Annotated in this window: 16 protein-coding genes and 1 riboswitch; of the genes, 9 read left to right on the forward strand and 7 right to left on the reverse strand. The window is 37.7% G+C overall.

Annotated features, from left to right (window positions below):
- Window positions 1–69 precede the first annotated feature (69 nt).
- Window positions 70–708: a stringent starvation protein SspA gene (gene sspA, locus KP712_RS02575; RefSeq protein ID WP_111407396.1), complete on the forward strand. Its 639-nt coding sequence runs from the start codon at window positions 70–72 to the stop codon at window positions 706–708.
- Window positions 708–1,160 (forward strand): ClpXP protease specificity-enhancing factor, encoded by a 453-nt coding sequence (locus KP712_RS02580; protein ID WP_111407397.1) that lies wholly within the window; start codon window positions 708–710, stop codon window positions 1,158–1,160. Before sspA ends, KP712_RS02580 begins: the two co-directional genes overlap by 1 nt.
- 35 nt (window positions 1,161–1,195) lie before the next feature.
- On the opposite strand, the gene dxs is transcribed toward KP712_RS02580, so the two are convergent.
- From dxs to xseB, 3 genes are read right to left on the reverse strand one after another with little or no spacing between them, the layout of a single operon-like run.
- Window positions 1,196–3,073 carry a 1-deoxy-D-xylulose-5-phosphate synthase gene (gene dxs, locus KP712_RS02585; protein WP_111407398.1) on the reverse strand — a complete coding sequence of 626 codons (1,878 nt, stop codon included), beginning with the start codon at window positions 3,071–3,073 and terminating at the stop codon, window positions 1,196–1,198.
- Between the two features lie 53 nt (window positions 3,074–3,126).
- Window positions 3,127–4,017: a (2E,6E)-farnesyl diphosphate synthase gene (ispA, locus tag KP712_RS02590; RefSeq protein WP_111407399.1), complete on the reverse strand. Its 891-nt coding sequence runs from the start codon at window positions 4,015–4,017 to the stop codon at window positions 3,127–3,129.
- Window positions 4,017–4,256 carry an exodeoxyribonuclease VII small subunit gene (gene xseB, locus KP712_RS02595; RefSeq protein WP_005628882.1) on the reverse strand — a complete coding sequence of 80 codons (240 nt, stop codon included), beginning with the start codon at window positions 4,254–4,256 and terminating at the stop codon, window positions 4,017–4,019. Before xseB ends, ispA begins: the two co-directional genes overlap by 1 nt.
- A gap of 147 nt (window positions 4,257–4,403) precedes the next feature.
- On the opposite strand from xseB, the gene thiI reads away from it, so the two are divergent.
- From thiI to moaE, 5 genes are all read left to right on the forward strand, one after another.
- Complete coding sequence (gene thiI, locus KP712_RS02600) at window positions 4,404–5,855, forward strand: tRNA uracil 4-sulfurtransferase ThiI (protein WP_111407400.1); 1,452 nt, start codon at window positions 4,404–4,406, stop codon at window positions 5,853–5,855.
- Window positions 5,856–6,018: 163 nt separating this feature from the next.
- A riboswitch (molybdenum cofactor riboswitch) is annotated at window positions 6,019–6,160 on the forward strand.
- A complete protein-coding gene (moaA, locus tag KP712_RS02605) occupies window positions 6,149–7,162 on the forward strand; it encodes a GTP 3',8-cyclase MoaA (protein ID WP_140527665.1) in 1,014 nt (337 codons plus the stop codon). It overlaps the preceding riboswitch by 12 nt.
- Before the next feature lie 30 nt (window positions 7,163–7,192).
- Window positions 7,193–7,675, forward strand: a complete 483-nt coding sequence (gene moaC, locus KP712_RS02610; RefSeq protein ID WP_111407402.1) for a cyclic pyranopterin monophosphate synthase MoaC — start codon at window positions 7,193–7,195, stop codon at window positions 7,673–7,675.
- Window positions 7,676–7,684: 9 nt separating this feature from the next.
- Window positions 7,685–7,930: a molybdopterin synthase sulfur carrier subunit gene (gene moaD / locus KP712_RS02615; protein WP_048953209.1), complete on the forward strand. Its 246-nt coding sequence runs from the start codon at window positions 7,685–7,687 to the stop codon at window positions 7,928–7,930.
- A gap of 1 nt (window position 7,931) precedes the next feature.
- Complete coding sequence (gene moaE / locus KP712_RS02620; RefSeq protein ID WP_215770522.1) at window positions 7,932–8,384, forward strand: molybdopterin synthase catalytic subunit MoaE; 453 nt, start codon at window positions 7,932–7,934, stop codon at window positions 8,382–8,384.
- A 43-nt stretch (window positions 8,385–8,427) separates the two neighbouring features.
- Here the strand turns inward: moaE and trpA are convergent, their stop codons facing one another.
- From trpA to KP712_RS02640, 4 genes are all read right to left on the reverse strand, one after another.
- A complete protein-coding gene (gene trpA, locus KP712_RS02625) occupies window positions 8,428–9,234 on the reverse strand; it encodes a tryptophan synthase subunit alpha (RefSeq protein ID WP_048953207.1) in 807 nt (268 codons plus the stop codon).
- Window positions 9,234–10,430, reverse strand: a complete 1,197-nt coding sequence (gene trpB, locus KP712_RS02630) for a tryptophan synthase subunit beta (RefSeq protein ID WP_048953206.1) — start codon at window positions 10,428–10,430, stop codon at window positions 9,234–9,236. Before trpB ends, trpA begins: the two co-directional genes overlap by 1 nt.
- Before the next feature lie 17 nt (window positions 10,431–10,447).
- Window positions 10,448–11,206, reverse strand: a complete 759-nt coding sequence (locus tag KP712_RS02635) for an SDR family oxidoreductase (RefSeq protein ID WP_080351544.1) — start codon at window positions 11,204–11,206, stop codon at window positions 10,448–10,450.
- A 175-nt stretch (window positions 11,207–11,381) separates the two neighbouring features.
- On the reverse strand, window positions 11,382–11,966 hold the full coding sequence (locus KP712_RS02640) for an FMN-dependent NADH-azoreductase (protein ID WP_048953204.1): 585 nt from the start codon (window positions 11,964–11,966) through the stop codon (window positions 11,382–11,384).
- Window positions 11,967–12,250: 284 nt separating this feature from the next.
- On the opposite strand from KP712_RS02640, the gene thrS reads away from it, so the two are divergent.
- The gene (gene thrS, locus KP712_RS02645; protein ID WP_048953203.1) at window positions 12,251–14,182 is read left to right on the forward strand and encodes a threonine--tRNA ligase; all 1,932 of its coding nucleotides are present in this window, start codon (window positions 12,251–12,253) and stop codon (window positions 14,180–14,182) included.
- 62 nt (window positions 14,183–14,244) lie between these two features.
- Window positions 14,245–15,057 (forward strand): D-hexose-6-phosphate mutarotase, encoded by an 813-nt coding sequence (locus KP712_RS02650; protein WP_048953202.1) that lies wholly within the window; start codon window positions 14,245–14,247, stop codon window positions 15,055–15,057.
- The last annotated feature ends 54 nt before the right edge of the window (window positions 15,058–15,111 follow it).

A 15,111-nucleotide genomic window follows, 5' to 3' on the forward strand; every position in this document is an offset into this window, starting at 1 on the left:
CTTACGCTTTGTGGTAGAATACACACCCCTTATAAAATATAGAATATTTTTGGATCTTCGGAGGAATAAATGTCCAGCGCATCAAGTAAACGTTCAGTAATGACCCTTTTTTCAAATAAAGATGATATTTACTGTCATCAGGTAAAAATTGTTTTAGCTGAAAAAGGTGTACTTTATGAGAACGAAGAAGTTGATTTGCAAGCATTACCAGAAGATTTAATGGAATTAAATCCGTATGCTACAGTGCCTACGTTAGTTGATCGTGATCTTGTTTTGTTTAGTTCGCGAATTATTATGGAATACCTTGACGAGCGTTTTCCGCATCCACCATTAATGCAAGTGTATCCAGTTTCTCGAGCAAAAGATCGTCTTTTGATGTTACGAATTGAACAAGATTGGTATCCAACTCTCAAGAAAGCAGAAAATGGTACAGAAAGTGAAAAAGCTGAAGCGCTCAAACAATTAAAAGAAGAACTTTTAGCAATCACACCAGTTTTCCAGCAAATGCCTTATTTCATGAATGAAGAGTTTGGTTTAGTGGATTGTTACGTTGCGCCATTATTATGGAAATTAAAACATTTAGGCGTGGAATTTACAGGTCCAGGTAGTAAACCAATTAAGGGATATATGGATCGTGTATTTAGTCGAGATTCATTCTTGCAGTCTGTAGGTGAAGCTGCACCAAAAAATTTAATGGATGATAAATAATGGAATATAAATCTTCCCCTAAGCGTCCCTATTTATTACGCGCCTATTATGATTGGCTAGTAGATAATAGTTTTACGCCTTATTTAGTTGTTGATGCGACTTACTTAGGTGTAAATGTTCCTGTTGAATATGTAAAAGATGGACAGATTGTATTGAATTTGTCTGCCAATGCTACGGGAAATTTACAACTTACAAATGATTTCATCCAGTTTAATGCCCGATTTAAAGGTGTCTCTCGTGAACTGTATATTCCAATGGGCGCAGCGCTTGCGATCTATGCTCGTGAAAATGGTGATGGCGTGATGTTTGAGCCAGAAGAGGTTTACGATGAACTTAATTCTGAGCCAGATACAGAGCAACCAACTAGTTTTCATGAAGTAGTAGATAGCCCTAGAAAACGAGAAGAAAAAAAGAAAACAAAATCAGTTTCCCATTTAAGAATTGTTGATTAGGAAAAAACGCGATGAAGTTACCATCGCGTTTATTTTTATAAATTGTCTTGTTTTGTAATAAAGTTGAGAATTTTTTCTTCAATTCCTTTTGAATCTAATCCCAAATCTTTTAATGCCTCTTGTTGTGTTGCTTGTGGAATAAAATAATCTGGCAAACCAAGCTGTAAAAGTGCGGTCGATTTTCCAGATGAATTTAGCACTTCCGCTACAGCAGATCCCGCTCCACCTTGAATTGCATTTTCTTCTAATGTGACTAAATAATCATGAGTTTGTGCAAGCACATTAATCATTTCAATATCAATCGGTTTCACAAAACGCATATCGACAACTGTTGCATTGAGTTTTTCTGCTGCCTCTAAAGCGGATGGTAATAGGGTACCAAAATTTAAAATCGCAATTTTTTGACCTTCTCGAATTAAACGTGATTTACCGATAGGAAGCATTTCTAAAGGTGTTAGTTGAACACCAATGGCATTTCCGCGAGGATAGCGCACTGCCGCTGGTTTCCCACATTGATAACCTGTATAGAGCATTTGACGGCATTCATTTTCATCACTTGGTGTCATGATGATCATATTGGGAATGCAACGCATAAAGCTGAGATCAAATGCTCCTTGGTGTGTTGGGCCATCAGCGCCTACGATACCCGCTCGATCAATCGCAAATAATACAGGCAGATTTTGAATAGCAACATCGTGAATCAATTGATCGTAAGCGCGTTGTAGAAATGTCGAGTAAATCGCAACTACGGGTTTATATCCACCAATAGCAAGTCCAGTGGCAAACGTGACGGCGTGTTGTTCAGCAATAGCCACATCAAAATATTGTTCTGGGAAACGCTGAGAAAATTCCACCATGCCAGAGCCTTCGCGCATTGCTGGTGTGATACCAATAATTTTGGAGTCTTTTTCTGCCATTTCGCATAGCCAATCACCAAAAATTTTCGAATAAGTTGGTTTAGTATTGTGTTTAGGCAATTCACCACTGATTGGGTCAAATTTTGGTACGCCATGGAAACCAATCGGATCTTTTTCTGCGGGGGCGTATCCTTTACCTTTTTTCGTTTTGATATGTAAGAATTGTGGTCCCTTCAGATTACGCATATTCGTAAGTGTTGCCACTAATTCGTCAATATTATGTCCATCCACCGGGCCAATATAATTAAAACCGAGTTCTTCAAATAATGTACTTTCTGGCGAGAACATCACTCCTTTCATATGTTCTTCAGTTTTTTTCATAAAGTTTTTTACAGGTGGAACTTTATCGAGAAATTTTTTACTTCCATCTCGTAATGTGGAGTAGATAGAACCAGAGAAAATACGAGCGAGGTGATTATTTAACGCGCCAACATTTTCTGAAATAGACATTTCATTGTCATTTAAAATGACCAACATATCAGTGTGAACAGAACCTGCGTGATTCAGCGCTTCAAAAGCCATTCCTGCAGTAATTGCGCCGTCACCGATTACGCATACTGTTTTTCTACCTGCATTTTCTCGTTCTGCGGTGACAGCAATCCCTAATCCAGCACTAATAGAAGTAGAGGAGTGACCAACGCTTAATACATCAAATTCACTTTCTTCACGCCAAGGGAAAGGATGAATACCGTCTTTTTGACGAATTGTGGACATTTGATCTCGACGACCCGTTAAAATTTTGTGGGGATAAGCTTGATGTCCAACATCCCAAATTAACTGATCAAATGGTGTTTTATATACGTAATGTAGTGCAACGGTTAGCTCTACAGTGCCTAAACCTGACGCTAAATGCCCGCTAGTTTGACTAACCGATTCTAAAAGATAACCGCGTAATTCTTGGCAGAGTTGTGGTAGCTGCTCTTTATTTAAAAGACGCAAATCTTCTGGTGAATTAATCAAAGATAATAAGGGGTAATTGTTCATATTGTTAGTCATTTTAAAAACGTTATAATTTTGACCGCACTTTGTGAGCATTGACGCGGTCGGTATTAACTTTTTCTAGTAATAATGAATTCAGCTAATGCACGAAGTGCGGTCGTATCAAAAGTAATTTTTTCTAATTCAGACAAAGCACTTTGATATAAATCTTGTGCTTTTTGTTTTGCGCCACTTAATCCAAGTAATTTTGGATACGTACTTTTATCTAAATCAAGATCAGCGCCGACTTGTTTGCCAGTTTCTGCACTATCACCCTCAATATCTAAAATATCGTCTTGAACTTGAAAGGCTAAGCCAATGGCTTCCGCATATTGTGTTAAGGATTGTTCTAACGTTTTGTCGGCAAAATACGGAGAACAAATAAAACCTAATTTTAATGCAGCAATCAGCAATGCGCCCGTTTTGTTACGATGGATTAATTCTAATTCGCTTAAACTAATTTGTTTATTTTCAGAGATAAGATCTAAACTTTGCCCTAAGCACATTCCTTGTACGCCAGAACCTTGAGCTAAAATTTTAACTAAAGCCAGTTTTTGTTCAGAAGAAATATTTGGCGTTTTAGTTAACATTTCAAAAGCAAAACTTTGCAGCGCATCGCCTGAAAGAATAGCCGTAGCTTCATCAAATTGGATATGACAAGTTGGATGCCCACGACGTAGATTGTCATCATCCATTGCAGGTAAATCATCGTGAATTAAGGAATAGGCATGAATGGCTTCAATAGCGGCAGCGGCGTAATCTAAGGTTTGTTTCTCGGCGCCAAGCATTTGACCTGTTGCGTAAACTAAAAAAGGTCTAACCCGTTTACCACCAAGTAATAATGCGTATTTCATCGCGTCAAGCAAAGGTGCATTATAACTTTCAATACCCTCAAATTGGGCTTCTAAAAAGCGATTGATACGAGTTTGAACCTGCTGTAATTCTTCAGAAAAGTTACCCATTAAGCATTCCCTTCATAATCATTCAGTGGGGCATCTTCAGTTTTTTGCAATAAGATCTGAATACGTTGTTCTGCTTGTTGTAAACGTTCTTGCCCTAACTTAGCCAGTTGCACACCTTGTTCAAATTCTTTTAACGCTTCTTCTAACGGCAGATCGCCATTTTCTAAATGTGTAACAATATTTTCTAACTGCGCTAATGTTGTCTCAAAATCTTGCGAAGATGCTGGTTTACGCGCCATGGAATTATCCTTTTTCACGGTAAAAATTGCTTGCCATTGTACTGTATTTTACTTGCGTTGTTAAAAAATTATTTCAAGCTAGGACCAGTGGACTTTTCACTATCTTTGCGTAAAATACTCGCCACTTTAAATACCCAAGCTATTCATATGAAATTTATAGTTAAACTTTTTCCTGAAATTATGATTAAGAGCGAAACTGTTCGTAAACGTTTCGCAAAAATTTTAACCTCTAATATCCGCAATATTTTACAGAAATATGATGAAGAAACTGCAGTTGTACGTCACTGGGATTACATTGAAGTGCGGTCAAAAAATGAAGAAAATCGTGAAGAATTAATCGCCTTGTTACAACGTATTCCTGGTATTCATCATTTTTTAGAAGTTGAAGAAAAACCGTTTACCGATTTACATCATATTTTTGAATTGACGCTTGCTGACGTTGCGCAACAACTTCAAGGCAAAACCTTTTGCGTTCGAGTAAAACGTAAGGGGAAACATAAATTTAGTTCGATTGAAGCAGAACGTTATATCGGCGGTGGATTAAATCAACATATTGAAAGCGCAAAAGTGCGGTTGAAAAATCCAGATGTGACTGTTCGTATTGATATTGAAGATGACAAAATGATGTTAGTTAAAGCACGTCACGCAGGGATTGGCGGTTATCCGATTGGGACGCAAGAGGATGTGCTTTCTTTAATTTCGGGGGGATTTGATTCAGGTGTATCGAGTTATATGTTGATTCGTCGTGGTTCTCGAGTTCATTATTGTTTCTTTAATCTTGGCGGTGCAGCCCATGAAATTGGCGTAAAACAAATGGCTTATCATATTTGGCAACGCTATAGCGCTTCACATAAAGTACGCTTTATTGCGATTAACTTTGAAGGGGTTGTCGGTGAGATTTTAGAGAAAGTCGATAACGGCCAAATGGGCGTTGTATTAAAACGGATGATGGTGCGTGCAGCAAGTAAGGTCGCTCAACGTTTTAATATTGAAGCGATTGTGACAGGGGAGGCATTAGGGCAAGTTTCTAGCCAAACTTTAACCAATTTACGCTTGATTGATGAAGCCGCTGATGCCTTAGTATTACGCCCGTTAATTACGCATGATAAAGAACAAATTATCGCGATGGCGAAAGAAATTGGCACTGACGATATTGCAAAATCTATGCCGGAATTTTGTGGCGTGATTTCAAAAAATCCTACGATTAAAGCTGTTCGTGAAAAGATTCTAGAAGAAGAAGGGCATTTTAATTTTGAGATTCTTGAAAGTGCGGTGCAAAATGCGAAATATTTAGATATTCGTCAGATTGCAGAAGAAACAGAAAAAGAAGTGGTAGAAGTTGAGGCAATTTCTGTATTAGGTGAAAATGAGGTGATTTTGGATATTCGTAGCCCAGAAGAAACGGATGAAAATCCATTTGAATCGGATACACATGAAGTCATTCAAATGCCGTTCTACAAACTTTCCTCACAATTTGGTAGCCTTGATCAAAGTAAAAATTACGTGTTGTATTGTGAACGTGGTGTGATGAGCAAATTACAAGCCTTATATTTAAAAGAAAATGGTTTTTCAAATGTGCAAGTTTTCTCAAAAAAATAATGTTTAAATTTACTATATATTAGTAAGCATATATGTTGTTTTAAAATACCATTATGTATTTTTTTATATAATTAATTTTTAAGAATTTATATAAATTTTGTTTTTCATCAAAATTAGTAATTGTGTTAGCGGAGTGAAATCTTTTAAAATCACGAGCAATAAATTTTACGCATAACTCCGAGCTTGTTGACCTACGTTTATATTCAAAATAGGGTCGCAATGCCAATAACGATGTTTGTTATTCAGGGATACGCTGGAAACGGTTTATCCTCTCCATATTAGAAAGGTGTCACATGCAATCAATTCCCATTAAAAACGTAGGGAACGTGGGATTAGTCGATGCGTTCCAGCGTGCCTATTATTATTTACGACTGTCAATAACTGATCAGTGTAACTTTCGTTGTAACTATTGTTTACCCAATGGTTATCAGCCTGAAGCAAACAAACCAAGTTTTCTTACCTTAAGTGAAATTGTTCGTGTCGCAGAAGCATTTGCCGCTATGGGGACAGAAAAGATTCGTTTAACTGGTGGAGAACCCACTTTACGTAAAGATTTTATTACGATTGCTGAAAATGTAGCGAATGTAAGTGGCATTCGTCAGTTAGCTTTAACTACAAATGGCTATCGTATGGCAAAAGATGTAGATGCTTGGCAACGTGCGGGCATTACTTCAATTAATGTTAGTGTTGATAGCCTTGATCCTAAAATGTTTCATCAAATTACAGGAATTAATAAATTTGATGAGGTGATGAGAGGAATTGAGCGAGCCTTTGAGATTGGTTATAAAAAAGTTAAAGTCAATTCAGTATTGATGAAAAATTTAAATGATCATGAATTCAATCAATTTTTAGCTTGGATAAAGAATCGACCAATCCAAATGCGCTTTATTGAGCTAATGCAAACGGGAGAAATGGATAGTTTCTTTCATCACCACCATCTTTCTGGTGAAATTTTAGTCAAGAAATTATTAGAGCAAGGTTGGCAATTACAACAAAAAGCTATAACAGATGGTCCTGCAAAGGTATTTAAACATCCTGATTATATGGGTGAGATAGGATTGATCATGCCATATGAAAAGAATTTCTGTGCAAGTTGTAATCGTCTTCGTGTGTCAGCAAAAGGAAAATTACATCTTTGTTTATTTGGTGAAGAGGGAATTGAACTTCGCGATCTTTTACGTTCAGATGATCAGCAATCAATTTTACAGGCTCGGATTTTTTCTGCGCTTCAAGGTAAGCGTGAACACCATTACTTACACCAAGGCGACACTGGCATTCGTCAGCATTTAGCATCTATCGGTGGATAAATTTCTTAAAATTAACCTCACTTTTAAATTATGAAAACATTTACGCATATCAATAGCCAAGGTGAAGCCAATATGGTGGATGTTTCTGGCAAAATAGAAACTGTACGCGAAGCACGTGCAGAAGCTTTAGTGACAATGGCGCCTGAAACTTTAACTATGATTCTTAGTGGGCAGCATCATAAAGGTGATGTTTTTGCAACTGCGCGTATTGCAGGTATTCAAGCAGCTAAACGAACATGGGAATTAATTCCGCTTTGTCATCCTTTGCTACTTTCTAAAGTAGAGGTCAGTCTTGAACCTTTAGTGGAAAAACACCAAGTACGAATTGAGTCTTTATGTAAACTTTCGGGAAAAACTGGCGTAGAAATGGAAGCATTAACAGCGGTAAGTGTTGCTGCTTTAACTATTTATGACATGTGTAAGGCTGTTCAAAAAGATATGGTTATTGAATATGTACGTTTATTGGAAAAAAGTGGTGGAAAATCAGGTCACTTTGTTGCCCAATATAAATAGGGAAATAACATGCTAAAAGTATTATTTTTTGCTCAAACACGAGAATTAATTGGTGTAGATGAACTTTCTATTGAGGCAGAATTTACTACAGCTGATAAATTACGTGAACATTTAGCGCAAAAAGGTGATAAATGGGCATTAGCTTTAGAAAAAGAAAAACTGCTAGTTGCGATAAATCAAACCTTAATGCCTCTTGAAAGTGCGGTAAAATCAGGTGATGAAATTGCATTTTTTCCACCAGTAACAGGGGGATAAGATGAGTAATGTTCATATTTCAGTACAGGAAGCGGAGTTTGATCAAAATGCAGTTTATCATTGGCTTTCTGAATCTCACTCTGTTGGTGCAACAGTAATTTTTGTTGGAAAAGTTCGTGATCTTAATTTAGGTGATGATGTTTCGAGTCTATACTTAGAACATTATCCTGCAATGACCGAAAAAGCACTACAAGAAATTATTTCTGAAGCTCAATCCCGTTGGAATATCCAACGAGTTAGTGTGATTCATCGAGTAGGATTATTGCATACGGGAGATGAAATTGTATTAGTAGGAATAAGCTCTGCTCACCGTGGCGATGCCTATCATGCAAATGAATTTATTATGGATTATCTAAAATCTAAGGCACCTTTTTGGAAAAAAGAACAAACCAACAAAGGGGATCGCTGGATAAAGGCGAGAGATTCAGATAAAGAAGCATTAAAGAAATGGTAATAAAAAAGCGGTGGATTTCACCGCTTTTTTTGTATTTTATAAGTTATTTTGTTGCTGCTTTCATCGCTTGAACAAATTCAGCTAATTCAGCTAAACATTGCTCGTGATTATCCAGATTCCGCTCAATGATTTTCACCGTTGCAGAACCTGAAATCGCACCCGCTGCCCCCAAAGTCAATGTTTCTTTAACTTGCTCTGGTTGAGCAATACCGAAGCCTTGTAAAATTGGCGGAGCATTATGTGCCTTAAGCTGTTCTACAAGGGTATCTAAATTTGCTGCATGAGCTTGATTTTCAGCACTGGTTACGCCTGCGCGTGAGACTAAATAGGTATATCCTTCGCTATTTTGTGCTACACCTTGGATCGTTTTCTCATCCGCATTTGGCGGGCAAATAAATACCGGTTGAATGCCGTGTTTTTTGGCTGCTTGTACATAATCTTCTTTTGCGAGTAACGGAATATCTGCCACAAGCACAGCATCAACACCGACTTCTGCACAACGTTGATAAAAAGTATCTAGTCCTTTGGCAAAAATTAAATTGGCACAAAGTAACAAGCTAATCGGAATCTCTGGATATTTTGACCGCACTTTTTCTAATAACTTAAAGCTATCTTCAGTACTATGGCCTGCAGTTAAAGCACGATTATTCGCAGCTTGGATCACGGGGCCATCGAGTAGTGGATCAGAAAAAGGGAAGCCAAGCTCTAAAGCATCTGCACCGTTATCCACAAGCGTACAAATAATGTCAAAAGAGCGGTCAAAAGTAGGGTCACATAAGGTGACGAAAGGAACAAATGCCCCTTCATTTTTTGCTTTAAGCGCAGCAAATTGAGTTTCAAAACGGCTCATTATTTCATTCCTTTTTCTGTCAAAATTTTATCTACGGTGAAAATATCTTTATCACCACGGCCAGATAGATTCACGACTAAAATTTGTTCTTTGTTAGGTTCTTGATGAATCATTTTTAATGCTTGAGCAAGGGCGTGTGAGCTTTCTAATGCAGGAATAATACCCTCATGTTTAGCTAACTCTTGGAAAGCATTCAATGCTTCATCATCGGTAATACTTGGATATTCTGCTCGTCCAATACTTTGTAAATAAGCATGTTGAGGACCAACAGAAGGGAAGTCTAACCCGGCTGAAACAGAGTAGGATTCCTCTACTTGACCATCTTCAGTTTGCATTAAAGGGGATTTCATCCCGAAATAAATACCCACTTTTGCATGACCTAATGGTGCGCCATGTTCACCGCTTTCAATGCCTTTACCCGCAGGTTCAACGCCAATCAAATGCACATTTGCTTCATCAATAAAATCAGTAAACATGCCAATTGCATTCGAACCACCGCCAACAGCAGCAATTACTGCATCAGGTAAACGACCTTCTCGTTCGAGAATTTGACGTTTCGTCTCAATTCCAATCATTTTTTGAAATTCTCTCACAATCGTTGGGAAGGGATGAGGGCCTGCCGCCGTTCCAAGTAAATAATGGGTGGTTTCATAGTTTGCTGACCAATCACGCATAGCTTCGCAACAAGCGTCTTTTAAAGAGCAAGAGCCTTTTTGTACAGGAATCACTTCCGCGCCCATTAAACGCATACGAAATACATTCGGCGATTGACGCTCAACATCTTTTGCGCCCATATAAATACGGCATGGCATATTTAACATAGCACAAGCTAGGGCAGTAGCAACACCATGTTGACCCGCACCTGTTTCGGCTATAATACGTGTTTTACCCATACGTTTAGCTAATAAAATTTGCCCTAATACTTGGTTAGTTTTATGGGCACCACCGTGTAATAAATCTTCACGTTTAAGATAGATTTTCGCTTTAGTACCTTTTGTTAGGTTACGACAAAGGGTGAGTGCGGTCGGTCTTCCCGCATAATTTTTGAGTAAATCTTGAAATTCACATTGGAATTCAGGATCGTCTTTCGCTTCTACAAATGCTTTCTCAAGCTGTTTAAGCACTGGCACGAGTATTTCTGGTACGTACATCCCCCCAAACTCGCCAAAATAGGGGTTTAAAAGAGTTTCTGACATTGTGTTTCCTTATTGTTTTAATTTGAATTTCTTGCCACATTAAGCGGTGCAAAAGTTTGAGCAGTTGGCATCACTTCAATGCGATTAATATTAACGTGTTCTGGTTGTTGATTGAGCCATAAAACCATATTTGCAATATCTTGTGGTGTAACGTATTGCACATTTTCATAAACTTTTTCTGCTCGTTTATCATCACCTTTAAAGCGCACATTAGAAAATTCTGTTCCACCACAAAGGCCTGGCTCTAAGTTTGTTACACGAATATTTTTACCCGCGAGATCGGCCCTTAGATTTAAACTAAATTGCTTCACAAAAGCTTTCGTACCACCATATACATTACCACCCGGGTAAGCATAATTGCCTGCTATTGAACCAATATTTATAATATGGCCCGTATTTCGTACAACCATTTGAGGCAAAACAAATCGAGTAATATTTACCAATCCTTTAATATTGGTATCAATCATTTGTTCCCAATCATCAAGATTCGCTTTATCGGCAGATTCTAAGCCAAGAGCCAATCCTGCGTTATTAACGAGTAAATCAATATTTTTCCATTGTGTAGGTAAAGATGTAATTGCTTCTTGAGTCGCTAGTCGATCAGATATATCGAAAGCAAGAGGAAGAAATTTTTCACCCAATTCAGCTTTTAGTGAAGTTAAACGTTCAGTACGACGGCCAGTACCAATTACAAAATATCCAGCTTGAATAAGCGCTCTACAAATTGCAGTACCAAATCCTGCAGTAGCACCAGTAATAAGGGCAATTTTAGACATCATTTTCTCCTTTCTTATGTAGAATATTTTTATACTACTACACTAGTACAAAAAAATATATAAATTTATGAAGAAAATGTAGGAATTTTATTTTCTATAAAAAAACTACACTAGAAGTATTTGAATCTATCTAGTGTAGTCATTTTATAAGTTTCAGATGAAATAAAATGAAGGCTTAAAGAGCGGTAATAATTTCATTAATTTTTGCTTTTGCTGATACTTGTGCTTTTTCAATGGCTTCAGCGCCTAGTCCGATGCCTTTTGCATAGACAAATTTTACATCGGTGATACCAATAAAGCCCAAAATAGCTTTCATATACTGGGTCACCAAATTTTCTTCATCATACAACCCACCAAATGCACATAACACAATCGCTTTTTTACCTTTTAATAACCCTTCTGGCCCATTTGCCGTATATTGGAAAGTGACGCGTGGGCGTGCGATAAAATCAAAATAAGTCTTTAATTGTGTTGGGATACCAAGATTATACATTGGAGCACCAATAACCAGAGTCTCTGCATTTTTTAATTCGGAGACTAATTCATCGGAAAGTGCAAGAAGTTGTTTTTCTTCATTATTTTTAGGTTCACCGCGTACAGCCGTTGCTGCTGTGGCATCAAAATATGGAAGTGGTTGTTGGGCTAGATCGCGTACCACAATGTGATTACCTTGTAATTTTTCGATAACATAATCGGCTAATTGATTGGTCTGGGCGTTATTTCCTGAAATGCTAGATTTTAATACTAATACGTTGCTCATTTTTATTCCTTAACTGTGTATTTAAAAGTGCGGTTATTCTATCCTTTATTTTTAGGATATAAAGTCCCTAGCCAGAAAAACATTATTTCCTTTTTGTAAAATATGGGCATTTATTTAACAATGTCTTAAGAAAGTGATAGAATTTGCCACTCATTTTTTGCCTAATTTCGCTCGTTCAATGGTAGGAATGAAGCCAAGTAGGGCAAAAGTGCGGTTAATTTTTATAGAATTTTAAACGAACACGTCACCTTTCGTATGGGTGACCACTGTATAAGGAAAAAACAATGCCAATTATTACTTTACCTGACGGTTCCCAACGTCAATTCGATCATCCTGTTTCTGTTCTTGAAGTCGCACAAGATATTGGTGCAGGTCTTGCTAAAGCTACTATCGCAGGCCGTGTAAATGGTGAGCGTCGTGATGCATGCGATATTATCGACCAAGATGCAACGCTTGAAATCATTACCGCTAAAGATGAAGATGGTTTAGAAATTATTCGCCATTCATGTGCACACTTGTTTGGTCATGCCATTAAACAATTATTCCCAGATGTAAAAATGGCAATCGGTCCAACTATTGAAAACGGTTTCTACTATGACATTGATTTAGACCGCTCTTTAACGCAAGAAGATTTAGATGCAATCGAAAAACGTATGTTGGAATTGGCAAAAACCAATTATGACGTCGTGAAAAAACGTGTTACTTGGCAAGAAGCGCGTGATACCTTTGAAAAACGCGGCGAGCCATACAAAATGGCAATTTTAGATGAAAACATTGAACGTACTGCAACGCCTGCGTTATATCATCATTTAGAATATATTGATATGTGCCGTGGCCCACACGTGCCAAATATGCGTTTCTGTCAGCATTTCAAATTACAAAAAGTTGCAGGTGCGTACTGGCGTGGTGACAGTAAAAATAAAATGTTACAACGTATCTATGGTACAGCTTGGGCGGATAAAAAACAACTTGCTGAATACTTAACACGCTTAGAAGAAGCAGCAAAACGCGATCACCGTAAAATTGGTAAAGCATTAGATTTATATCATATGCAAGAAGAAGCGCCGGGTATGGTGTTCTGGCACAATGATGGCTGGACAATTTTCCGTGAGCTTGAAACGTTTGTGCGTACTAAATTAAAACAATACGATTACCAAGAAGTGAAAGGTCCGTTTATGATGGATCGCGTATTGTGGGAAAAAACAGGTCACTGGCAAAATTACGCAGATTTAATGTTTACCACTCAATCTGAAAACCGTGAATATGCAATTAAACCGATGAACTGTCCAGGACACGTTCAAATTTTTAATCAAGGTTTAAAATCTTACCGTGATTTACCAATCCGTATGGCGGAATTTGGTTCTTGCCATCGTAATGAACCATCAGGTTCTTTACACGGTTTAATGCGTGTTCGTGGCTTTACCCAAGATGATGCGCATATTTTCTGTACTGAAGATCAAATTGAGAGCGAAGTAACTAGCTGTATCAAAATGGTGTACGACATTTATAGCACTTTTGGTTTCACTAATATCGCAGTAAAACTTTCTACTCGCCCTGAAAATCGTATCGGTTCAGATGAAATGTGGGATCGTGCAGAAGCAGGTCTTGCTGCAGCGTTAGCGCATAACGGTCTTGAATATGAAATTCAAGAAGGTGAAGGTGCATTCTATGGTCCGAAAATTGAATTTGCATTACGTGATAGCATTGGCCGTGAATGGCAATGTGGTACCGTGCAATTAGACTTCGCATTACCTGGTCGTTTAGATGCAACTTATGTGGCAGAAGATAATAGCCGTAAAACCCCTGTCATGATTCACCGTGCAATTTTAGGTTCTATTGAGCGCTTTATTGGTATCATTACCGAAGAATATGCAGGTTTCTTCCCTGCATGGTTAGCGCCAACCCAAGCAGTTGTAATGAATATCACCGATAGCCAAGCCGACTACGTACAAAAAGTCGCAAAACAGCTTTCTGATGTAGGTTTACGTGTGAAAACTGATTTACGTAACGAAAAAGTGGGTTTCAAAATTCGTGAACATACTTTACGTCGCGTGCCTTATATGCTTGTTTGTGGTGATAAAGAAATCTCAGAAGGCAAAGTGGCCGTACGTACCCGTAAAGGTGCTGATTTAGGTACATTTACAGTGGAAGAATTTGCGGAAATCTTGAAAAATCAAGTAAGAAATCGTGAATTAAAATTACTTAATGAAGAATAAAAAACTTTGAAAAAAGAGACCGCACTTTAGTGCGGTTTTTTCATCTCATATAGGGAATAAATATGAAGATTACTTTTCTTAAAACATTAACGTCAGAGCTAAATTTAGTTCAATATAATGATATCCCTGTTCTTCACTTAAAACATGCTGTTGGAACGGCAAAAATTTCCTTGCAAGGCGCACAGCTTATCAGTTGGAAACCGCAAAATGCGAAGCAAGATGTATTATGGTTAAGTGAAGTAGAACCATTCGAAAATGGCAATGCTATTCGTGGTGGTGTCCCGATTTGTTATCCTTGGTTTGGTGGTGTAAAACAACCTGCACACGGCACAGCTCGTATTCGCTTATGGCAGTTGAGTCATTACGATATTTCAGCGCATAAAGTGCGGTTAGAATTTGAGTTGTTTTCTGATTTAAATCTTATCGAAGCTAAAATTGTAATGGTGTTCACAGACAAATGTCATTTAACCTTTACACATTATGGCGAAGAACCTGCACAAGCAGCATTGCATACCTATTTCAATATTGGGGATATTAATCAAGTGGAAGTACAAGGTTTACCTGAAACTTGTTTTAATAGCTTAAACCAACAACAAGAAAATGTTCCGTCACCGCGTCACATTTCTGAACATGTTGATTGCATTTATTCCGCAGAAAACATGCGGAATCAAATTCTAGATAAAAGTTTTAATCGCACAATTGCACTGTATCATCATAATGCAAGCCAATTTGTCCTTTGGAATCCTTGGCACAAAAAAATGAGTGGAATGAGTGAAATTGGCTATCAAACAATGTTGTGCTTAGAAACTGCACGCATTCATCATTTGCTTGAATTTGGCGAAAGTTTAAGCGTAGAAATTTCGCTTAAAGGCTAAATTTTGTTGCATAAGTGGTGTGAATACTATAGAATTCGCGGGATTTTGCTCGTT

Origin of the sequence: Haemophilus sp. SZY H68, from assembly GCF_018829685.1 — a bacterium.
In the GTDB taxonomy this organism is placed as follows: domain Bacteria; phylum Pseudomonadota; class Gammaproteobacteria; order Enterobacterales; family Pasteurellaceae; genus Haemophilus; species Haemophilus haemolyticus_K.

Coding starts and splice junctions, on each gene's coding strand:
- KP712_RS02635 (WP_080351544.1), bottom strand. CDS start 11,206: ATGTCTAAAATTGCCCTTATTACTGGTGCTACTGCAGGATTTGGTACT.
- thrS (WP_048953203.1), top strand. CDS start 12,251: ATGCCAATTATTACTTTACCTGACGGTTCCCAACGTCAATTCGATCAT.
- moaD (WP_048953209.1), top strand. CDS start 7,685: ATGCTAAAAGTATTATTTTTTGCTCAAACACGAGAATTAATTGGTGTA.
- KP712_RS02580 (WP_111407397.1), top strand. CDS start 708: ATGGAATATAAATCTTCCCCTAAGCGTCCCTATTTATTACGCGCCTAT.
- moaE (WP_215770522.1), top strand. CDS start 7,932: ATGAGTAATGTTCATATTTCAGTACAGGAAGCGGAGTTTGATCAAAAT.
- trpA (WP_048953207.1), bottom strand. CDS start 9,234: ATGAGCCGTTTTGAAACTCAATTTGCTGCGCTTAAAGCAAAAAATGAA.
- trpB (WP_048953206.1), bottom strand. CDS start 10,430: ATGTCAGAAACTCTTTTAAACCCCTATTTTGGCGAGTTTGGGGGGATG.
- xseB (WP_005628882.1), bottom strand. CDS start 4,256: ATGGCGCGTAAACCAGCATCTTCGCAAGATTTTGAGACAACATTAGCG.
- moaA (WP_140527665.1), top strand. CDS start 6,149: ATGCAATCAATTCCCATTAAAAACGTAGGGAACGTGGGATTAGTCGAT.
- sspA (WP_111407396.1), top strand. CDS start 70: ATGTCCAGCGCATCAAGTAAACGTTCAGTAATGACCCTTTTTTCAAAT.
- ispA (WP_111407399.1), bottom strand. CDS start 4,017: ATGGGTAACTTTTCTGAAGAATTACAGCAGGTTCAAACTCGTATCAAT.
- KP712_RS02640 (WP_048953204.1), bottom strand. CDS start 11,966: ATGAGCAACGTATTAGTATTAAAATCTAGCATTTCAGGAAATAACGCC.
- thiI (WP_111407400.1), top strand. CDS start 4,404: ATGAAATTTATAGTTAAACTTTTTCCTGAAATTATGATTAAGAGCGAA.
- dxs (WP_111407398.1), bottom strand. CDS start 3,073: ATGACTAACAATATGAACAATTACCCCTTATTATCTTTGATTAATTCA.
- KP712_RS02650 (WP_048953202.1), top strand. CDS start 14,245: ATGAAGATTACTTTTCTTAAAACATTAACGTCAGAGCTAAATTTAGTT.
- moaC (WP_111407402.1), top strand. CDS start 7,193: ATGAAAACATTTACGCATATCAATAGCCAAGGTGAAGCCAATATGGTG.